Source organism: Streptomyces sp. NPDC087845, from assembly GCF_044742755.1.
Classification (GTDB): domain Bacteria; phylum Actinomycetota; class Actinomycetes; order Streptomycetales; family Streptomycetaceae; genus Streptomyces.
Genome location: NZ_JBIUVC010000003.1, coordinates 272,706 through 292,724 on the forward strand (window position 1 = coordinate 272,706; position 20,019 = coordinate 292,724).

At 71.2% G+C, this 20,019-nt stretch carries 19 protein-coding genes and 1 pseudogene; 12 read left to right on the forward strand and 8 right to left on the reverse strand.

Annotated features, from left to right (window positions below):
* Positions 1–104 precede the first annotated feature (104 nt).
* The gene (locus tag ACIOMQ_RS10395) at positions 105–833 is read right to left on the reverse strand and encodes a TetR family transcriptional regulator (RefSeq protein ID WP_401936430.1); all 729 of its coding nucleotides are present in this window, start codon (positions 831–833) and stop codon (positions 105–107) included.
* A 114-nt stretch (positions 834–947) separates the two neighbouring features.
* Between ACIOMQ_RS10395 and ACIOMQ_RS10400 the strand changes: the two genes are divergently transcribed.
* Together ACIOMQ_RS10400 and ACIOMQ_RS10405 are read left to right on the forward strand one after the other, a co-directional pair.
* Positions 948–2,387: an aldehyde dehydrogenase gene (locus tag ACIOMQ_RS10400; RefSeq protein ID WP_402188565.1), complete on the forward strand. Its 1,440-nt coding sequence runs from the start codon at positions 948–950 to the stop codon at positions 2,385–2,387.
* 423 nt (positions 2,388–2,810) lie between these two features.
* Positions 2,811–3,410, forward strand: a complete 600-nt coding sequence (locus ACIOMQ_RS10405) for a DinB family protein (protein WP_362197758.1) — start codon at positions 2,811–2,813, stop codon at positions 3,408–3,410.
* On the opposite strand, the gene ACIOMQ_RS10410 is transcribed toward ACIOMQ_RS10405, so the two are convergent.
* The 3 genes from ACIOMQ_RS10410 to ACIOMQ_RS10420 all read right to left on the reverse strand — a co-directional run bounded on the left by ACIOMQ_RS10410 (position 3,397) and on the right by ACIOMQ_RS10420 (position 5,413).
* On the reverse strand, positions 3,397–3,729 hold the full coding sequence (locus tag ACIOMQ_RS10410) for an Imm21 family immunity protein (RefSeq protein ID WP_402188567.1): 333 nt from the start codon (positions 3,727–3,729) through the stop codon (positions 3,397–3,399). The two genes, ACIOMQ_RS10405 and ACIOMQ_RS10410, sit on opposite strands and share 14 nt — an antisense overlap.
* 149 nt (positions 3,730–3,878) lie before the next feature.
* Positions 3,879–4,694 (reverse strand): alpha/beta fold hydrolase, encoded by an 816-nt coding sequence (locus ACIOMQ_RS10415; protein WP_402188570.1) that lies wholly within the window; start codon positions 4,692–4,694, stop codon positions 3,879–3,881.
* Between the two features lie 53 nt (positions 4,695–4,747).
* Positions 4,748–5,413 carry a DUF4097 family beta strand repeat-containing protein gene (locus ACIOMQ_RS10420; RefSeq protein ID WP_402188572.1) on the reverse strand — a complete coding sequence of 222 codons (666 nt, stop codon included), beginning with the start codon at positions 5,411–5,413 and terminating at the stop codon, positions 4,748–4,750.
* A gap of 238 nt (positions 5,414–5,651) precedes the next feature.
* Between ACIOMQ_RS10420 and ACIOMQ_RS10425 the strand changes: the two genes are divergently transcribed.
* Positions 5,652–6,395: a helix-turn-helix domain-containing protein gene (locus ACIOMQ_RS10425; protein WP_402188825.1), complete on the forward strand. Its 744-nt coding sequence runs from the start codon at positions 5,652–5,654 to the stop codon at positions 6,393–6,395.
* 152 nt (positions 6,396–6,547) lie between these two features.
* Here the strand turns inward: ACIOMQ_RS10425 and ACIOMQ_RS10430 are convergent, their stop codons facing one another.
* Both ACIOMQ_RS10430 and ACIOMQ_RS10435 read right to left on the reverse strand, forming a co-directional pair.
* A complete protein-coding gene (locus tag ACIOMQ_RS10430; RefSeq protein ID WP_402188574.1) occupies positions 6,548–7,777 on the reverse strand; it encodes an acetyl-CoA C-acetyltransferase in 1,230 nt (409 codons plus the stop codon).
* 102 nt (positions 7,778–7,879) lie between these two features.
* Positions 7,880–8,875 carry a LysR family transcriptional regulator gene (locus ACIOMQ_RS10435; protein WP_401936422.1) on the reverse strand — a complete coding sequence of 332 codons (996 nt, stop codon included), beginning with the start codon at positions 8,873–8,875 and terminating at the stop codon, positions 7,880–7,882.
* Positions 8,876–9,040: 165 nt separating this feature from the next.
* Here ACIOMQ_RS10435 and ACIOMQ_RS10440 point away from each other — a divergent pair, with 165 nt between their 5' ends.
* The 4 genes from ACIOMQ_RS10440 to ACIOMQ_RS10455 all read left to right on the forward strand — a co-directional run bounded on the left by ACIOMQ_RS10440 (position 9,041) and on the right by ACIOMQ_RS10455 (position 13,194).
* A complete protein-coding gene (locus ACIOMQ_RS10440; protein WP_401263777.1) occupies positions 9,041–9,952 on the forward strand; it encodes a CoA transferase subunit A in 912 nt (303 codons plus the stop codon).
* A 152-nt stretch (positions 9,953–10,104) separates the two neighbouring features.
* Positions 10,105–10,881: a CoA-transferase subunit beta gene (locus ACIOMQ_RS10445; RefSeq protein WP_401263690.1), complete on the forward strand. Its 777-nt coding sequence runs from the start codon at positions 10,105–10,107 to the stop codon at positions 10,879–10,881.
* Between the two features lie 40 nt (positions 10,882–10,921).
* Positions 10,922–12,493, forward strand: coding sequence for a 3-hydroxyacyl-CoA dehydrogenase (locus ACIOMQ_RS10450; RefSeq protein ID WP_402188576.1), 1,572 nt, complete (start codon positions 10,922–10,924; stop codon positions 12,491–12,493).
* A 305-nt stretch (positions 12,494–12,798) separates the two neighbouring features.
* Positions 12,799–13,194 carry a VOC family protein gene (locus ACIOMQ_RS10455; protein WP_362197779.1) on the forward strand — a complete coding sequence of 132 codons (396 nt, stop codon included), beginning with the start codon at positions 12,799–12,801 and terminating at the stop codon, positions 13,192–13,194.
* Here ACIOMQ_RS10455 and ACIOMQ_RS10460 read toward each other — a convergent pair.
* Positions 13,131–13,919, reverse strand: a pseudogene (locus ACIOMQ_RS10460) (DUF6597 domain-containing transcriptional factor). The gene ACIOMQ_RS10455 and the pseudogene ACIOMQ_RS10460 overlap by 64 nt on opposite strands.
* A 64-nt stretch (positions 13,920–13,983) precedes the next feature.
* Between ACIOMQ_RS10460 and ACIOMQ_RS10465 the strand changes: the two are divergent.
* Positions 13,984–14,424, forward strand: a complete 441-nt coding sequence (locus tag ACIOMQ_RS10465; protein WP_402188578.1) for a CU044_2847 family protein — start codon at positions 13,984–13,986, stop codon at positions 14,422–14,424.
* Positions 14,425–14,436: 12 nt separating this feature from the next.
* Here ACIOMQ_RS10465 and ACIOMQ_RS10470 read toward each other — a convergent pair whose 3' ends face one another.
* Entirely contained in the window at positions 14,437–15,666 is a 1,230-nt protein-coding gene (locus tag ACIOMQ_RS10470) for a YihY/virulence factor BrkB family protein (RefSeq protein WP_401263687.1), read from the reverse strand.
* Between the two features lie 17 nt (positions 15,667–15,683).
* On the opposite strand from ACIOMQ_RS10470, the gene ACIOMQ_RS10475 reads away from it, so the two are divergent.
* The 4 genes from ACIOMQ_RS10475 to ACIOMQ_RS10490 all read left to right on the forward strand — a co-directional run bounded on the left by ACIOMQ_RS10475 (position 15,684) and on the right by ACIOMQ_RS10490 (position 19,938).
* Positions 15,684–17,321 carry an acyl-CoA dehydrogenase family protein gene (locus ACIOMQ_RS10475; protein ID WP_402188580.1) on the forward strand — a complete coding sequence of 546 codons (1,638 nt, stop codon included), beginning with the start codon at positions 15,684–15,686 and terminating at the stop codon, positions 17,319–17,321.
* Between the two features lie 246 nt (positions 17,322–17,567).
* Positions 17,568–18,860 (forward strand): GAF domain-containing protein, encoded by a 1,293-nt coding sequence (locus tag ACIOMQ_RS10480; protein WP_362197788.1) that lies wholly within the window; start codon positions 17,568–17,570, stop codon positions 18,858–18,860.
* A 222-nt stretch (positions 18,861–19,082) separates the two neighbouring features.
* On the forward strand, positions 19,083–19,676 hold the full coding sequence (locus ACIOMQ_RS10485; RefSeq protein WP_402188582.1) for a GNAT family N-acetyltransferase: 594 nt from the start codon (positions 19,083–19,085) through the stop codon (positions 19,674–19,676).
* Positions 19,677–19,854: 178 nt separating this feature from the next.
* On the forward strand, positions 19,855–19,938 hold the full coding sequence (locus ACIOMQ_RS10490; protein WP_309486338.1) for a putative leader peptide: 84 nt from the start codon (positions 19,855–19,857) through the stop codon (positions 19,936–19,938).
* The last annotated feature ends 81 nt before the right edge of the window (positions 19,939–20,019 follow it).

The window sequence follows — 20,019 nt, forward strand, 5'->3', positions numbered from 1 at the left end:
CACCGAGGCGGCGTGCGCCGTCGGACCGAGGCGCCGCGCGCGGCGGCGGTGGCCGGCGTGGGCGGCGTTGTGGAAGCGGTCGCCGCAGCACCTCCTCGTTCGAATCAGGGGGCGGCGGGGTACTGCAGTGAGCCGGCGAGCAGCTCGATCATGCGGCTGTACCGGGCGGGGAAATCGACGTGGGCGGCGAGCAGCGCGGGGTCCTCCACGGCCGCGACGACGGTGGGGCCGGGATGGGCCAGCGGCCACAGCCCGGCGATGAGCACGATGGTCGCCGAGGCCAACTCCTTCGCGGCCGCCTGGTCCAGTTCGGGCATGCGGGCGTGGATGATGCCGGCGAGCCGGTCGTTGTTGGCGAGCGCCCGGCGCTTGTAGGCGCGGACCGTCTCCACCGAGACCGCACGTTCCAATACGCCGGCCAGCACGCTCGCCAGCTCGCACATCACCGGCCGGGCGACGAGTGAGGCGGCGTAGGCGTCGGCGAAGTCGCGCACCGGCGACGCCGTCCCCGATCCGTCGTCGTCAGCGGGCGCCAGTTCTGCCGGGAGTGCGTCCAGCCAGGCGCCGTACTCCCGATTGAGGAGTTCCAGGAAGACCGCCTCGCGGTTCTCGAAGTACCGCAGCACGTTCGAGGTGGCGATCCCCGCCTGTCGGCCGACGTCGCGCAGGGTGATGTCGGCGACCTGCGCCTTGTCCAGCAGTCGCTCGGCCGCGTCCAGGATCGACTGCCTGCGCAACTCCCGGTTCTCAGGGCTGCGTGCGCGGATGAACCCTTGCGTGGACTCCTTCATGCCGCTCTCTCCGCCTGCCTCGGTCGCGTCGCTCGCTGTCACGTTCAGTCCAGGATAGCGACCGGCCTACATAAGAGAACAGCATTCTGTTACGGTCGAAGAGGTTAAGAGAACGGCGTTCGGCTAACTGGGCCGGACCGGATTCGGGAGGACATCGTGATCACTTTCGACAAGCTGCTGGTGGGCGGGGTCTGGACTGCCCCCGCCGCCTCCGGCGCTGTGCAGGTCCGCTCCCCGCACGACCAGTCCCTGGTGGGCGTCGTGCCGGAGGCCTCGTTCGCCGACGTCGACCGCGCCGTGGCAGCGGCCCGCGCGGCCTTCGACCACGGCCCCTGGCCGCGGCTGGCGCCCCAGGAGCGTCAGCGGGTGGTCGCGCGGTTCAACGAGCTGCACTCCGCGCGTGCCGACGAGCTGGCCGCACTCATCACCTCGGAGAACGGCTCGGCGATCTGGTTCACCAGCCGGCTGCAGCGCAGCCTGAAATACCAGAGCAACGACTTCATCGACATCGCGGCCGGCTTCGACTGGGAGGCCGAGCTACCCGCACGGGGCGCCCACCGCACCGTGGTGCGCCGCGCCCCCGTCGGGGTCGTCGCCGCGGTGATCCCCTGGAACGCACCGCACCAGTCCGCCCTGGTCAAGATCATTCCCGCGCTGCTGGCAGGCTGCACGGTCATCCTCAAGCCGTCACCCGAGACGGCAGTCGACGGCCTGCGGCTCGCCGAGATCCTGGTCGAGGCGGGCTTCCCCGAGGGCGTGATCAGCGTGCTGCCCGCCGACCGCCGGGTCAGCGAATACCTGATCGCCCATCCCGGCGTCGACAAGGTCTCCTTCACAGGCTCCACCACGGCCGGGCGCCGCATCGCCGCCGTCGCCGGTGAGCAGTTCAAACGCGTCAGCCTGGAACTCGGCGGCAAGTCCGCCTCCATCGTCCTGCCGGACGCGGACGTGCCCCAGGTCGCGGCGGGCCTGAAAGGCCTGTCGCTGGGCAACAACGGCGAGGCATGCATCGCCCACACCCGCATCCTGGCCCCGCGCAGCCGCTACGACGAGGTCGTCGACGCGATCGCCGCCATGATGCAGAGCGTCACCGTGGGCGACCCCTCGGACCCGGCCACCTGGATCGGCCCCATGGTCAAGAAGGCGCAGCAGCAGCGCGTCCATTCCTACATCGAGGCCGGCATCGCCGAAGGCGCCCGCCTGGTGTCCGGCGGCCCCGGCGCACCGGACGCCCCGGGCCTGGAGAAGGGCTTCTACGTACGCCCCACCCTCTTCGCCGACGTCACCAACTCCATGAAGATCGCCCAAGAGGAGATCTTCGGCCCGGTCCTGGCGGTCATCCCGTTCGACACCGAGGACGAGGCCGTCGCCATCGCCAACGACTCCCCCTACGGCCTGTCCGGCGGCGTGTGGACCGCCGACCCGGAGTACGGCCTTGAGGTGGCGCGCCGTATCCGCACCGGCACGTTCACCGTCAACGGCGCGCCCCGCGACATGCGCGCCCCGTTCGGCGGCTTCAAGGCCAGTGGCTTCGGCCGCGAGTACGGTCCGGCCGGCCTGAGCGCCTACACCGAGTACCAGTCCATCGGCGTGTGATCACCTGAGGCGCCAGGCACCCCGAAGCGGCGCGACGACACCGGGCACCGGGGCCCGACCCCGACCAGGCAGTCGCCCCGCTTCGCCTCGACGTCCTCCCGCAGCAGGAGTTGCTCGCGCCAGTCGCCGTACTCCTCGCTTGAGCTCGTGAACGGTGAAGACCACCGGCTTCTCGGGCGCGGCTTCCTTGAACCGGCGGGCCGGCGCGACCGCCTTCCCCAGCTCGGGCCGCACCTTGATGCGGATGCCGATCTGCTCGGAGAGGACCTTGTGGCGCCCCGCGCGGTTGGAGGGCTTCGAATCACGAAGTCTCCTTGCCGCCGCAGCCGATCACACCGGCAGAAGCACTCCACGGCCCGGCCCTCGGATCGATCCCAGTCCCATGGAGCCCGACTGTCAGTGCTGGGTGGAAGACTGCCCGGCATGATCGAACCGAACCCGAAAGCGGACCTTCTCCGCTACCTGCAAGAAGGGCGTGACGCCCTGCTATGGAAGCTCGATGGGCTCTCGGAATACGACATCCGCCGCCCGCTGACCCCCACGGGCACGAACCTGCTGGGGCTGGTCAAACACATCGCAAGCGTGGAGCTGGGGTACTTCGGCGACACGTTCGGGCGGCCGTTCTTCGACGAGGAGCTGCCGCCCTGGTGGTATACGGAGGACCCGGAACCCAACGCGGACATGTGGGCCACCGCAGACGAGTCGCGCGACGACATCGTCGGGCTGTACCACCAGGCGTGGGAGCACTCCAACAACACGATCGCGACACTGCCGCTTGACGCGATCGGTCACGTCCCGTGGTGGCCGGAGGAACGGCGAGAGGTGACACTGCACCACATCCTGGTGCGCGTGATCTCCGATACCCAGCGGCACGCCGGCCACGCCGACATCGTGCGAGAGCTCGTCGACGGATCCGTCGGGTGCCTGGAGGGCAAGGACAGCCTGCCACCAGCAGATCGGGCATGGTGGGAGAAGCACCGGCGCCGACTGGAGCGCGTAGCGCGAGAAGTCAGCAACGGCTGATCCCGCCCTGCTGCCGCCGACCCCGCCAGTTCCGGGGTCGGCCATGCAGCGCCCTTCGGACCCGGTGTTCGGGAAGGTAGGCGGTGGAGAGAGGTTCGTCCCCGAGGACGAACGCCTCGGCTTCGTCAGGCAGTTCGAGCACTCCCACAAGGTCCGTCATTTCGCAGGCCCGGTCGTAGTCGCCCTCCGTTCCCGTCCAGTGCGACAGCGCGGCGTGGGGAACCACGAGGAACAGGCCGCCCTCGGGTCTTTCCCGCGCAACAGCGGGAGCACGACGCCCTGGACGAGGACGTGGCCTCGTGTCTCCCCACTCAAGCACACCAGCCTCAACTGCCCGAGCCGCTGCGCCTTTGCCGCGCGCCCACCGCGCGAGGGGCCGCGGCCCCTGCGCGACCCGGAGTCGGTCGAGCTGGACGATGACGACGACAGCGAGGACGTGCAGTTGTCGTCCGTGCGCCGGTCGTGTCTTCAGTCTTCCCCGTGATCGAGGGCGGCGACCTCGCGCACGGCCTCGGCGATGGCCGGGGACTCCTTCTTCAGGATCGCACCGTGGTTGCCGGCGACCTTCGCGCCGATCCGGATGTTCGCGTTCCGGGCGGTCACCGCGTCGAGACTGGTGCGTATCCGTTCCTGCTCGTCACCGCGGCTCCCGAAGGACGTTCCCGAAGCGACCACATACCGCACCGGGACGGTGATGTTGTCCAGCACGGGGCCCAGCTCGCGCTCGCGGGAGATCACGCCGATCTCGATGTTGCTGTCCGCCTGCTGTTCGGCGGTCATCCGCGGGGCCAGGCCCGTCGGGCGCAGCAGCGGCAGGAACCAGCCCAGCCGTCGGTACAGCTTCCGGATCCGCTGTTCCATGGCCTCGTCGAGCCAGTCGTACGGGAATGCGCCGTCGACCAGGACCGCACCCAAGGCACGGTCCGGATTCCGGCCGGCCCAGTGCGCCGCGACGAACGCTCCGTAGGACCATCCCACCAGCAGCGCCCGGTCTACGCCCCTGGCCGCGAGGACGGCGTCGACGTCCCGGACGGCTGCCTCGAAGGAGTAGTCCGCCGAACGCTTCGATTTGCCGCGGGCCCGCTCGTCGTACGTGATGTGCCGCCACCCCGTCCCCAGTTCGGTGAGGACCCGCCGCCAGTACCCCTGGGTGGCGAACTGGCCATTGAGGTAGACCACGGGGATGCCGGGACCGCCGGTGTCGGTCACGGCCAGGGCCGTATCGTCGACCGGCACCATGCCGGTCCACGTCGAACCGGTCGAGGAAGTGCGCTTCTTCGTCATGTGTTCCACCTGTTCGCGTGAGGCGTGGCCATGTTGGTCCTGGTTCGGTGCCTTCAGAGGCTGCGGGCGGTGATGTCGCCGTGGGAGGTGGTGGCGCGGATGTCGAGTTCGGCGGTGCCGTCGTTCTTGAGGGCGTTGCTGATGCGGCCGTAGTCGGTGCCGGCGTCCAGAGCGGCCGAGACGCCGGCGGCGGCACCGACCGAGATGTCGCCGGACTGGGTGCGGAGCACGACCGTGCCGCGCACGGCCTCGGTGATCCGGATGTCGCCCCTTTCGGTGCTGATCTCCGCGGGGCCGTTGAGCCGGCCTACCTCGACGTCGCCGTCGACCGCAGTCAGGCGGACGCTCTCGGCCTCGTCGATCTTGATCTGGCGGTACGCGCCTTCGAAGGCGACATCGCCGAGGCGGCCGACGCCGCGGAGCTCGGAGCCGGCGGTCCTGGCCTCGATGCGGGAGCCCGCGGGCAGTTGGACGGCGACCTCCAAGGATCCGGAGGGGCCGAAGAGCTGATTCGTGCTTTCGGAGGTGTGGATCCGCAGGACGCCGTCGGCGTAGGCGACGGTGGTCTGCTCAGCGGCCTTGATGTCGTGGCTCTTGGAGGGGTTGGCGGGCAGGACCTCGACGGTGGTGTCCGCACGGTTGGCGGCGATGAACTGGATGCGTCCGGCGGGGATGTCCAGGACTGCGGAGATCGGGGCGGGGGTGTCGAACTTCTGCATCGTGCTCTCCCGTGCTCGTTCACTGTTTCCGACACCAGAAACGCTACGTTGCTTTCCATATCTCGACAACATACTTATTGCATCAAAGTGACATACATGCAGGTGAGAGCAGAGAAACCGTTGCAATAACCTTGAGAATAACGCAACGACGATCTCTCCGATCATTGCAATGGAGTAGGAAGTGAACGCTATGGTGAGAGATCAAGGACCGCTACGAAGGATCACCGAGGAGATCGCGATGCCGGGAGGCAGGCTCACGCAGCAGGAACGTCGGCAGATCGCGCTGGGGCTGGCCGACAGCCTCTCCTACGCCGAGATCGCCCGACGCCTCGACCGTCCGACCTCGACGATCACGCGGGAGGTGCTGCGCAACGGCGGCCCCACCGCCTACCGTGCCGACCTGGCCCACCGCGCCACCGAACGCCGCGCCCAACGGCGCAGGCCCGCCTCTTCCCAAGCGGCAGGGCCGGTTCCCCAGCCGCATGGACGCAACGCCGAGGCCGTGGCCGAGTACGAGGAGACGCTCACCACGGTCCTCATGGCCACGGGCCTGCCCAAGATGATGGCCCGGGTGCTGACCTGCCTGTTCACCAGCGACGCGGGCAGCCTCACCGCGTCCGACCTCGTCCAGCGCCTCCAGGTCAGCCCGGCGTCCATCTCCAAAGCGATCGCCTTCCTGGAGAGCCAGAGCCTCGTCCGCCGAGAACGCGACGAACGGCGCCGCGACCGCTACGTCGTCGACGACGAACTCTTCTACCAGGCGACGATCGCCAGCGCCCGGTCCAACGACCAGCTCGTCGCCACCGCACGCCAGGGCGTCGCCGCCCTCGGCCCCCACACCCCCGCCGCCACCCGCCTGGAGAACGTCGCACGCTTCCTCGACTTCATCAGCGAAAGCATCACCCGCGCCGCCGAACAGGCCCGCGAAGTCCTCCACACCCGACCCGAGGCTTCCCCGAGCGACGCCGAGCGGCGCCCCTGACCGCGCTGCGAGTCCGGCCCCGGCTCGTCGTGCCGCTCGCTGGCCGACGCGTGCGCGACGGCGGTTGCGGTGCCGGCCGGGACCCGGAACGGTCCGATACCGAATTGCCGGTGCGGTGAGACGTCCGGCGCGTCTCACCGCACCCGGCCGCCTCAGGCCGGGATGCGCTCGAAGATCGCGGCGAGCCCCTGCCCGCCACCGATGCACATGGTCTCCAGGCCGTACCGGGCCTCGCGACGGTGCAGCTCGCGGGTGAGCGTGGCGAGGACACGGGCGCCGGTGGCGCCGACCGGGTGGCCGAGGGAGACACCGGAGCCGTTGACGTTGATGCGCTGCTCATGGTCCGTGTCGCCGAGCCCCAACTCCCTGGTGCAGGCGAGTACTTGGGCGGCGAACGCCTCGTTGATCTCGATCAGGTCGAGGTCGGCGAGAGTGAGCCCGGCGCGGTCGAGCGCGGCCAGGGTCGCCGGGACGGGGCCGATCCCCATCGTCGCGGCGGGCACTCCGGCGCGGGCGAAGGAGACCAGCCGGACCAGCGGGGTGAGGCCGAGACGTTCGGCGGTGGCCGCGCTGGTCACCAGGCAGGCCGCGGCCGCGTCGTTCTGACCGCTGGCGTTGCCCGCGGTGACGGTCGCCTCCGGGTCGGACTTCGCCATGATCGGGCGCAGCGCGGCAAGTTGTTCGGCGGTGGTGTCCGGGCGGGGGTGCTCGTCGGCGGTGACGACCGTCTCGCCCTTGCGGGTCCGCACGGTGACGGGGACGATCTCCGCGTCGTACCACCCCTCCGCCGCGGCCCGGCCGGCGCGCTGCTGCGAGCGCAGGGCGAGGGCGTCCTGATCGGCGCGGCTGATGCCGTACGCACGGCGCAGGTTCTCGGCGGTCTCGATCATGCCGCCCGGTACGGGGTGGTTGACACCGCCCGCGGTGACCCTGCCCCGGGCCAGCGCGTCGTGGAGCTGGAGACCCGGGCCCTTGATGCCCCAGCGGCCGTCGTGCGTGTAGTACGGGGCGGCGCTCATCACGTCGACGCCGCCCGCGACGACGACCTCGCTGAAACCGGCCCTGATCTGCATCGCCGCGTCGAGAACGGCTTGGAGGCCGGAGCCGCAGCGCCGGTCGATCTGGGCGCCGGTGACGGTCTCGGGCAACCCGGCGTCGAGGGCGGCGACCCGGCCGATGGCGGGGGCCTCGGCGGACGGGTAGGCGTGTCCGAGGATCACCTCGTCGACCGCGGCGGGGTCGATGCCGGTACGGGCGACGACCTCGGCGATGACGCGTGCGGCGAGCGCGGTCGGCGTCTGCTGTGCGAACACTCCGCCGAAACCGCCGATGGGGGTGCGCAGCGGTTCACAGATGACGACATCGGGCTGCTGGTCGGGCACGGCGTGACCTTTCGGTGGCGAGGGCGTGTGCCGCCGACCCTTGCATCCGGTGACTGAGCCGGTCCAATATCCAGTTCACCCTGGTTCAAGACGCGGCGCGTCTCAATGGTGACTTGCGGTGGTTCGGTCCCCCACCAAGTCCGTCCGCCCCACCGGACCTGATGGACCCCCCGGGCCGGCCGGACCGGCCGGCGGGGTGGGCGGACCCGCCGGGGTGGGCAGGGCTTCCTCCGCCACCGCGAGCACTGCTCGGAGAGCGGCGGAGGGGCTGTCGGCCCGCCAGGCCAGCGCCGCCTGGAGCCGGATGGGCGGCCCTGACAGCGGCCGGTAGACGAGGCCGCTCTGCTGGATGTGCTGGACGGAGGTGACGGTGAGGGTGACACCGACTCCTGCGGCGACGAGCGCCAGGATGGTGTACGAGTCGGGCGCCTCCTGGACCACGCGCGGGTTGAACCCGGCGGCCTCGCAGGCCCCGACCATGGCGTCGCGCACGGTGGAGCCGGTGTTGGCGGGGAAGGAGACGAAGGGCTCCTCCGCCAGGACCCCGATGGGGACACTCTCCAGACGGGCGAGCGGGTGGTCGGAGGGCAGCGCGCACACCAGCTCCTCCTCGTCGATCACCCGGTACGCCACGCCCGGCTGAGTCACCGGCAGTCGGACGAACCCCAGGTCGAGCGAGCCGTCGGCGACCCGGTCGAGGGCGACATTGGCGTACGTCTGCCCCTTCATGACCAGTTCGAGCGCGGGGTGGGCGGCGCGTACGGCGCGGGTGAGAAGCGGCAGCGTCTCGTGGCTGGAGGCGCCCGCGAAGCCGATGGTGACCCGTCCGTACTCACCCCGGCCGGCCGCCTTCGCCGCACGCACCGCGGTGTCGAGGTCGTCGAGCACGGTCCGTACGGGCTGGAGGAAGGACTCGCCCGCGCTGGTGAGCCGCACGGACCGGGTGTTGCGTTCGAAGAGCTGGACGCCCAACTCCTTCTCCAGCTGCCGGATCTGCTGGCTCAGCGGCGGCTGGGCCATCTGCAGCCGTTTCGCGGCCCGCCCGAAGTGCAGTTCCTCCGCCACGGCGACGAACGCGGACAGATGACGCAGCTCCATGCCCGCTCCTCGATTCATTACCGGAACGTCTTGATGTGACCTTAATTTGGTATTGGACAGCAATCAATAGCCGCTGACACGGTGGGGCGACGCGCATGCACAAAGCGCGCGCAGAGCCGGAGGAGCACCGTGGCCACGACGGACCGGAAGGGCAAGACGAGGTCGATGAAGGCGGCGATCGCCGCCTTCGTCCACGACGGTGACACCGTCTGCCTCGAAGGCTTCACCCATCTCGTCCCCACCGCCGCGGGCCACGAGATCATCCGTCAGGGCCGCCGGGATCTCACCGTCGTCCGGATGACCGCGGACATCGTGGTGGACCAGATGGTCGCCGCGGGCTGTGTCTCGCGGCTGGTCTCCTCCTTCGTGGGCAACTCCTCCGCCGGATCGCTCGGCGAGCTGCGGCGCCGCATCGAGAGGGGAGACCCGGCGCCGCTCGCCTTCGAGGAGTACAGCCACTACGGGATGGTCTGCCGCTACCTCGCCGGCGCCCAGCGGCTGCCGTTCCACCCGCTGCGCAGCTACGGCGGCAGCGATCTGCCGTCCGTCAACAGCGCTCTGCGCAAGGTCACTTCGCCGTACCCGGGCCCGGACGGCGAGGCCGAGGAGATCTATGTCGTGCCTCCGGTCAACCCGGACGTGACGATCATCCACGCCCAGCGCGCCGACCGCAGCGGTAACACCCAGATGTGGGGCCTGACCGGCATCCAGGCCGAGGCGGTGTACGCGGCGGACAAGGCGGTCGTCGTCGTGGAGGAGATCGTCGACGACGAGGTGATCCGTTCGGACCCGAACCGCACGCTCGTCCCCGCCCACGCGGTCGACGCGGTCGTCCTCTGCCCGCGCGGCGCCCATCCCTCCTTCGCCCAGGGGTACTACGACCGGGACAACGCCTTCTACCGGGCCTGGTCGCACATCAGCAAGGATCCGCAGCGCCTGCAGGAGTGGCTGGACGAATGGGTGCGCGGGACGGCCGATCACGCCGAGTACGTCGACAGACTCGGCGAGGACTTCTGGGCAGGGCTGGCTGTCGGCGAGGCGCTGAGCCGCCCGGTGAACTACGGACGGCGTCTGTGAGTACGACGCAAGCAAGTACGGCGGACCCCGGCACGAAGGACCCCAGCACGGCAGACCCCGACACGGCAGACCTCGGCACGACGAACCCCGGCACGACGGACCCCGGCACGACGGCTGCGACGACGGAATCGGGACACGCGAAGGAACGGACCATGACCACCACCGCACCGGACACCATCACCTCGTCGGAGCTGCTCTCCGTCGCCGCGTCCCGCGAACTGGCCGCGCACCGGACGGTGTTCGCCGGGATCGGCCTGCCGACCCTCGCTACCGAGCTGGCACACCTGACCGTCGCGCCGGAGATCGAGGTCGTGTACGAGTCCGGGGTCTGCGGCGCCCATCCCTCGCATCTTCCGGAGACCATCGCCGACGCGGTGCTGATCACCGGCGCCGAGGCGGTGCTCTCGATGCCCGCGCTCTTCGGCTGCGTCCTGCAGGGCGGCCACATCGACGTGGGGTTCCTCGGCGCCGCGCAGATCGATCGCTGGGGCAACCTCAACACATCCGTGATCGGCGACTGGGACAGCCCGTCGGTCCGGCTGCCCGGATCCGGCGGCGGCATCGAAGTGATGGCCAACTCCCGCGAGGTCTTCGTGGTGATGCGCCGCCACAATCCGCGCTCCTTCACCGGCACCCTCGACTTCTGCACCACTCCCGGACCCGACCGTGCGCTGGCCGAGGGCATCCGCCCGCTGGGCGCCGGTGTCACCCGGGTCATCACCGAACTGGGCATCCTGGCCCGCGCGGGCGTCGGCGAGGAGCTGCGGCTGGTCGCCGTCCACCCCGGCGTCACCGTCGAACAGGTGCGGGCGGCCACCGGCTGGGACCTGAAGGTCGCCGGCACGGTCGGGACCGTACCGCCGCCGACCGCGGCCGAACTCCGGCTGCTGCGCGAGGACGTGGACCCGGACCGCGTCTATCTTCGCTGAGACGGATCACATGTCACACCCCGAGAGGACCGCAACCGCCATGCGTATCAGGATCGTCGGCGCCGGGGCCATGGGCCGCGGCATCGCCCAGTGGGCGGCAACCGCCGGACACACCGTCGAGCTGTGCGACGTACGTACGGAGGCGGTGACAGCCGCCGTGGAGTTCGTACGGTCCATGCTCGAACGGGCCGTGCAGAAGGGCCGGATGTCCGCCGAGGACTCCACCGCCGCCCTGGATCGGCTGATCCCGCTCGACGACCCGTGGGCGGGGGGACCGGACATCGAACTGGTCATCGAAGCCGTGCGGGAGGACCTCGACACCAAGACGGAGGTCTTCGGCCGGCTGGAGCAGGCGCTGCCCGCGACGGCGGTCTTCGCCACCAACACCTCGTCCCTGTCGGTCACCCGGATCGCCGCGGCGCTGAAGGATCCGACCCGCCTGGCCGGGCTGCACTTCTTCAACCCGGTTCCGCTGATGAAGATCGTCGAGATCGTGCCGGGCGCGGCCACCCGCCCGGAGATCCCGCCGGCCCTCACCGCACTCGTCGAGAGCTGCGGACACCGCGCGGTCACGGTCGCCGACACCCCCGGCTTCCTGGTCAACCACGCAGGCCGCGGTCTGGTCACCGAGGCGTTGGCGCTGCTGGAGGAGACGGTCACCGACCCGGCGGGCATCGACCGGATCGCCCGCGACGTGCTCGGCCTGCGGATGGGACCGTTCGAGCTGATGGACCTCACCGGCCTGGATGTGACGGCCGCGGTGATCGACTCGATCTGGCAGGGATTCCGGTACGCGGACCGGCTCCGCCCCTCCTACCTCACCCCGAACCGGGTGGCCGCCGGGCTGCACGGCCGCAAGACCGGACGAGGCTGGTTCGACCACGGCCCCGAGGCGCCCTCCCCGGACCCGGAACCGCCGGTCACGGGCGACGCGGACCGCCCGGTGTTCGTCCACGGCGCCGCGCCGCAGAACCAGGACGCGGCCGCGCTGCGTGCGGCGCTGACCGCCGCGGGCGCCGTCGTCGAGACCGGTGCGGAGCCATCCGCCGATGCCGTCGTCCTGGTTCCGGTCTGGGGCACCACGGTGGCCTCGGAGGTCGCCGCGCACGGGCTGCCGGCGGGGCGCACCTTCGGCGTGGACCCGCTGCTTCCGGTCGGCCGGCGGCGGGTGCTGGCCGTGACCCCGGCGGCGGACCCGGCCGCCGCGCGCGACGCCCGCGCGGTGCTGGCAAGGGCGGCGGGCGGGGACGGGGACGGGGACGGGCCCTACGCGGTCTCGGTGGTACGTGACACGGCGGGCTCGGTCGCGCAGCGGCTGCTCGCCTCGATCGTGTCGGTCGCGGCATCGATCGCGGAACGTTCCATCGCCACCCCCGCCGATATCGACCTGGCCGTCACGGCCGGGCTCGGCTATCCCGTCGGTCCGCTGGCCTGGGGCGACCGGATCGGCGCCGCGCGGATGCTGGAACTGCACCGGGCGCTGCACCGCACGACGGGCGACCCCCGCCACCGCCCGAGCCGCTGGGTCACCGAACGCGCCCAGCTCGGTCTCCCGCTGACGGCCCCGGGGACATCCCCCGCCGACTGCACGGCCGGCACCGCGCCGTCGTAACAACGAGACGGGGTCTGCCCGGATCCGGCCACAGCCCCGGGCAGACCCCGACAGGTCCGGTCACAGTCCGGGCAGACCCCGACAGGCCCCGGCAGACCCGGCCACAGCCCCAGCAGATCCGGCCACAGCCCGGCAGGTCCCGGAAGGTCCCAGCAGGTCCCGACCGACCGGATCCGACGGGTCCTGCGACCCCGGGCGGCCCTGGGCGGTCCCGGGCAGCCCCGGTGCGTCCGCGGCGGCTCGGAGACCGTGGCCACGTCCGTTTCGTACAAGACCGGGGGCGGCGACCGGCCTACGGTCGGAGCATGACACCACGCATGGACGCGATCGGCATCATCACCGCGGATCTGGCCGCATCGCTCACCTTCTACCGCCGGCTCGGCCTCGACATCCCCGCCGACGCGGAATCCGCACCCCACGTCGAAGTGACCCTCCCGGGCGGGCAACGCCTGCTGTGGGACACCGAAGAGGTCACCCGGTCGTTCGACCCCGAATGGACCCCGCCGCGCGGCGGGGAACGTCTCGGGCTCGCGTTTCTCTGCGACAGCGCGGCAGAGGTGGACGCGGTGTACGACGACCTGACCGGCGCCGGGTACCGGGGACATCTGAAGCCGTGGGACGCGGTGTGGGGGCAGCGTTACGCGGTGGTCCTCGACCCGGACGGCTGCGCGGTGTCGCTGTTCGCAGGCAACGGCGGCTGAGACCGGAGCGCCCGTCCGGCCCGTTACGAGGGCGGCGTGAGGTAGGCGGTCAGGGTGGTCCCGGCCAGGTCGCGCATCTCCCGCGCGAGATGGGCCTGGTCGGTGCAGCCCGCTTCGACCGCCGCCTCGGCGTACGGCTTTCCGGACCGGGCGAGCGCGAGCGCGCGCTGGAGCCGCAGGACCCGGGCGAGCGTCTTGGGCCCGTAGCCGAAGGCCGCCAGTGAGCGGCGGTGCAGCTGGCGGGCGCCGAGGCCGACCGCCAGCGCGGTGTCGGCGACGGACCGGCCACCGCCCAACTGTGCGGCGACGGACCGCATCAGCGGGTCCGGCGGTGCGGTACCCGCTGCCCGCCGCAGGGCGACGGCCTCCAGTGCGGCGGCGGGATCGGGGGCTTCGGCGAGGCGCTCGGTGAGTACGCGGACCAGCGCGCCGGGCCACAGGTCCGCGAGGGCGACCCGGCGGTCGCGCAGTTCGTGCGCCGGGACGCCGAGGAGTGCGGGAGCCGTGCCGGGCGCGAAGCGGATCCCCGCATACTGCCCGCCGGTCCCGACGGCCGACGTCCCGGCGTGGGTGTCGGGGCCCGCGACGAGCAGCCGTCCGTCGATCCAGAGCAGGTCCATGCAACCGTCGGGCAGCACCGGGTGGACCGCCCCTTCCGGCACACTCAGCGTCCACACGGTCGCACCGTCGAAGCGCGACGCCCACTCTTCGTACCTGCCGCCCATGCCCCACACGCTAGTCTCGTCCTCATCTCGTCGGAGAACGGAATCGGCTTCCCGGGGGCGGGTCATGACAGCACTCATGGAGTTCACCACCGACAGCGGCGCGACGGTCACGGTCGAGGTCGACCGTCATACGCCGGGTGCGCATCTGGTCGCGTTGGGCGACGACAACACCCTGGCCAGGGCGGGCCGTACGTTCGACAGCGCTCTCACGGGAATCCGTTCGGCCGCCGAGTCCGCGCTCGCCGTGTTCCGGGACGGCGCTCTCAAACCGGACGGTGTGGAGCTGGAATTCGGGGTGAAGATCACCGCGGAGGCCGGGGCCGTGATCGCCAAGAGCGCGGTCGAGGGCCACCTCGTGGTCAAACTGTCCTGGTCCCCCGGCGCGACACCGGAGACACCAGCTGTACCCGCGCCTCCCGCCCCTCCGGCAGCCGCCCCCGTACCGGCGCCCACGGCCCCACCCGCGCCGACCCCACCCGCCCCGGCCCCGCCGCCCGCCGGGTAGCCGGCGGCATCCTCAGCCCTCGGACGCGTTGTCCGGCCCGCCGGAATCCGGCTTGTCGGAGTCCGGCGGGCCGGAGTCCGGCCTGTCCGACTCCTTCTCCTTGTCGCGGCTCGGCTGCAGCCTGGACTTCACATCGTCCGGAGGCAGGAACCTCGACCAGCGCTCCGGGAACTCGGACGGCATATAGGGACTCTCGCCGCAGTCGTCATCGTCGTCATCATCGTCGTCGTCCCAGTCCCCGTCCCGGTTCTCCGCCTGCGTCCGCGCGACGAACTCCGCGGCCTGGGCCGCCCGTACCCGGTCATTGGCCGCACGCGCCGCGGCCGTCGCCAGCGACGGCCACACCCGGTCGATGGCCGCATTGACCGCCGCTCCCACCAGCACCGCGAACGCGGAGATCCCGATCCACAGCAGGACGGCGATCGGGGCAGCCAACGAGCCGTAGATCGTGGGGCCCTCGACCGTACTGGTGAGATAGATCCGCAGCAGGAAGCTGCCGAGCACCCACATCGCGAGCGCCACCAGCGCCCCCGGCACGTCCTCGATCCACGGCGAACGGACCGGTACGGACACGTGGTAGAGCGTCGTCAGGAACGCGATCGACAGCAGGATCACCAGCGGCCAGTACAGCACGCTTATGAGCTCGGTGCCCCACGGGATGAACTCCACGACCCGGTCCGGGCCGACCACGAGCAGCGGCAGCACCACCGCACCGAGCAGCAGCGCGACGACGTACAGCAGGAAGGAGAGCAGCCGCGTCTTGACGATGCCGCGCTGGCCGTCGAGGCCGTACATCACCGTGATCGTGTCGATGAAGACGTTGACCGCGCGGGAGCCGGACCAGAGCGCGATCGCGAAGCCGATCGAGATGACATCGGGCCGGGCACCGGTGGTGACGTCCGCCAGGAGCGGTTTGGCGAAGTCGTTCACGCCCCGCTCGCTGAGCACCGTCTGTGCGGCGTTGAGGATGTTGCGCTCGATGGAGGCGACCGTGGTGGTGCTGGTCCACTCGTCGACGTATCCGAGCAGCCCGATCAGCCCGAGCAGCAGGGGAGGCAGGGACAGCAGGGTGAAGAACGCCGCCTCGGCCGCGAGTCCCAGAATGCGGTACTCCATGCACGAGTTGACGGTGTCCTTGAGCAACTGCCAGACCATCTGCCGCTTGGACACGTTGCGGTAGAGGACTCTGACCCGGTGGAGCCGCCCCGATGGCCGCTCGGGTGTTTCATTTGCTGCCTGCACATCCTTACCGTATCGGCATGGCAGCCACCACCCACACAGTGTTCAACCAGGTACCGCCGCTGGTCGGCTACGACGTCTTCGCCGCCGACCTCGCGCTCACCGAGGCAGTACGACGTCACCTGCCGGCCGAGCTGCTCGCCGAGGCCCGGGGCGAGCTCGGCGAACTCGGCAGATCCGCGGGCTCCGCGCAGGTGCAGGCCTGGGGCGCGCAGGCGAACGAGAATCCGCCGGTGCTGCGCACTCACGACCGGTACGGGAATCGCATCGACGAGGTGGAGTTCCATCCGGCCTGGCACCGGTTGCTGGGTCACGCGGTCACCGCGGGCCTGACCGGCGCCTGGGGCAGGCCCGGCGGTCATGTGCGGCGGGCGGCCGGCTTCCTGGTGTGGACGCAGGCCGAGGCGGGGCATGGCTGCCCGCTGTCGATGACGCACGCGGCGGTGCCGGCGCTGCGCACCGACCCGGCGCTGGCCGCCGAGTGGGAGCCGCTGCTGACCTCGACGGTGTACGAGCGGGGGCTGCGGCCCGCCGCGCAGAAGGCCGGTGTGCTCTTCGGGATGGGCATGACGGAGAAGCAGGGCGGCACGGACGTACGGTCCAACACGACGCGGGCCGAGCCCCTGTCCGCGGCGGGCGAGTATCTGCTCACCGGCCACAAGTGGTTCTGCTCGGCGCCGATGTCCGACGGGTTCCTGGTGCTGGCGCAGGCGCCCGGCGGGCTGACGTGTTTTCTGCTCCCCCGGGTGCTGCCCGACGGCACCCGCAACCCGTTCGCGATCCAGCGGCTGAAGGACAAGCTGGGCAACCGGTCGAATGCGTCGAGCGAGGTCGAGTTCGACGGGACCTGGGCGCGCCGCGTCGGCGACGAGGGGCGCGGGGTGCGCACCATCATCGAGATGGTGGCGGCGACCCGGGTGGACTGCGTGGTCGGGTCGGCGGCGCTGATGCGGCAGGCGGTGGCGCAGGCGATCCACCACTGCACGTACCGCAGCGCGTTCGGCGGGGTGCTGATCGAGAAGCCGCTGATGCGCAATGTGCTGGCCGACCTGGCGCTGGAGTCGGAGGCGGCGACGGTGCTGGCGCTGCGGCTGGCGGCGGCGTACGACGCGGGTACCGAGAGCGAGCAGGCGTTTCTCCGGATCGCGGTGCCGACGGCGAAGTACTGGGTGACGAAGCGGTGCGCACCGGTGGTGGGTGAGGCGCTGGAGTGCCTCGGCGGCAACGGCTACGTCGAGGAGTCCGGGATGCCGCGGCTGCTGCGGGAGGCTCCGCTCAACTCGATCTGGGAGGGCTCGGGGAATGTGCAGGCGCTGGACGTCCTGCGGGCGCTGCAGCGCGAGCCGGGGGCGCTGGACGCGTTCCTCCGGGAGATCGGCGGGTCGCGCGGCGCCGATCACCGGCTGGACAGGGCGGTCAAGGACATGCTGACGGAGTTCGCGGATCTGACCGGGATCGAGGCACGGGCCCGCAGGCTGGTCGAGCGGATGGCTCTGGTGCTGCAGGGCTCGCTGCTGGTGCGCTGGGCGCCGCCGGAGGTCGCCGACGCGTTCTGTGCGTCGCGTCTGGGCGGGGACTGGGGCGCCGCCTTCGGGACGCTGCCGCACAGCCTCGATCTGGCGTCGGTGGTGGAACGGGCGCGGCCCGTCGAGCGTTAGCTGCCCGTGCAGCGACGGAGGGTGGTGCTGCGCCGACACGGCACCACCCTCCATGCTGTGCACATCGAGCGGCGGGGCACAGGCTCCGCCGTACGGTGTTCCGTCACTCTCGTACGGACCCGCACCCCCTCGCCAGAGTTGCAAAGGGTTGCAACCATTGTGTGGAGTGCGCGCTATCGGCCCCCTCGCAACCGGCAGGATGGGGCCTCGGGCCTTCGAGCCGGCTCTGGCATCTGGGGGGAATGAGTGGAGACAAGCGCCGCCGAGGTGACGCGATCGGCTGTCCCGGAGTCCGTCCGGGCCCTGCGCCTGACCCACCGGGCCAGGGAGGCCAGGCTCGCGGGCGAGCATTCACCGGTCGCCCCGCGCGCGGAGATCAGCGCCTCGTGGGACCGGGCGCTGCGCAGCGGTGTCGATCCGGACCAGTCCACCGAGAGTGTGCTGCTGGAGATGGACGAGATCGAGCACCGGCGCAGGACCTCGACGCTGAGCGAGGTGATGCCGCTGCTGGACGAGTGCCTGGTCTCGCTCGCGGACGCCGCCCAGCAGATCGTGGTGGTCACCGATGTGGAGGGCCGGGTGCTGTGGCGCCGGGGCAACACGGGGGTGCTGCGCCGGGCGGACGGCATCTGCCTGGCGGAGGGCGCGGCCTGGGCGGAGGCGGACACGGGGACGAACGCGATCGGTACGGCGCTCGTCTCGCGCACACCGGTCCAGGTCCATTCGTCGGAGCACTTCGTGCGCAGTCTGCACAACTGGACATGCGCGGCGGCCCCGGTCCGTGATCCGCGGGACAGCCGGCTGATCGGCATCGTCGACATCAGCGGGCCGGCGTCGACGTTCCATCCGACCTCGCTCGCCCTGGTCGGTTCGGTCGCCAAGCTGGCCGAGAGCGAGATCAGGAACCGGCATCTGCAGGCGATCGACCGGCTGCGTGCGGTGGCCGCGCCGCTGCTGTGCCGGCTGGGCGGCCGGGCGCTGGCGGTGGACGCCCACGGCTGGCTCGCCGCGGTGACGGGCATGCCGCCGGTCGACCGGCTGCCGCTGCCGAAGTCGTTGCGGCCGGGCCGGGTGTGGCTGCCGTCGCTCGGCATGTGCCAGGTCGAGCCGCTGCACGGCGGCTGGCTGGTGCGGGTCACCGACGGGCCGGCGGACGGGCCGCAGCGGAGGGTGGTGCTGGATCTGAGCCGACCGCGCGGCCTCACGGTCAATGTGGTGGGCGCGGTGGATACGTGGACGCAGCGGCTCTCGCCGCGCCATGCGGAGCTGCTGTACACCCTGGCGCTGCACCGCGAGGGGCGTACCGCTTCGGAGCTGGCGGAGGACGTCTTCGGCGACGCGACCCGGACGGTGACGGTGCGGGCGGAGATCTCGCGGATTCGCCGCCATCTCGCGGAGGTGCTCGCGCACCGCCCGTACCGTTTCGGCGAGGGGGTCGAGGTCGAGGTGATCCACCCGGAGCACCCGGCCGATCTGCTGCCGCGCTCGACGGCTCCGGCGGTGGCCGAGGCGCGCAGGACCTTTTCCGCTTCCGCGTAGGGCCTTTCCCGCCGCTTGCGAACGGTCCCGCGGCCGCTTGCGGGCGGTCCCGCGGCGGCTTGCGGGCGAAGCCGAGGCCGCTGGTGGGCGGAGCCGGAGCCGCTGGTGGGCGGAGCCGGGACCGCTGGTGGGCGGAGCCGGGACCGCTGGTGGGCGGTCCCGCCCGTCCGGGCCGCGGGACCGGCTTTGGTCCGGGACGTGCGGCATGGTTCCCTGGCACTCATGAGCAACCCCGCACCCGCCGCCGACGCCACCACCGAGGTGACCATCTGGTCCCTGGAACAGACCTCCCCCGACGATCTGCGCCCTGCCGCGGTCCCGGAGGGCGATGTACGGATCGTGCGGGCGGGGGTGCCGCTGCCCGAGTTCAGCCGGTTCCTGTACACGGCGGTCGGCGGTGACATCCGGTGGACCGACCGGCTCCCGATGACGTACGCGCAGTGGCAGGAGGCCCTGGACCGGCCCGGGGCGGAGACCTGGGTGGCGTACGCGAACGGCACCCCGGCCGGATACATCGAGCTGGACCCGCAGGACGACGGCATGGTCGAGATCATGTATTTCGGGCTGATACCGGCCTTCCGGGGGCGCCGGATCGGCGGCCATCTGCTGTCGTACGGGGTCGCCCGCGCCTGGGACCTGGCGGAGCGCTGGCCGGAGCGGACGCCGACGAAGCGGGTGTGGCTGCACACCTGCTCCAAGGACGGTCCGCACGCCATGGACAACTATCTGCGGCGCGGCTTCCGGCTCTTCGACACAAAGGTGGAGCTGGAGCCCAAGGTGGCGACGCCGGGGCCGTGGCCGGGGGCACAGCGGTAGTACGCCGCCGGCGGGGCGGCGCCTTCCGGCGGCAGATGGGGCGATTGCGCCCATTCGGGGCGGCCCGGCCTGGGGGGATGGAGCGCCGGACATCACGTCGTCTCGTATCACGGGACACTCTCGTCCACATCATGGATAGTGGTGGACTGCTCGGAGATTCGCGTGACACGCTTCCGTCATGTCTGGAACTGGAATTGCCTTGGTGAGTCGACGCCACGTCGATCTCGGCCGCATGTCCAGCGCCATCTGTCCGGCGAGCTGAGAGTCCCAGCACCGCCGCGATCCCCCTTTTCTCTGCCATCCCTGCGCACCGCCGCGCCTCAGCGCGAGTGTGCAGCTCAGA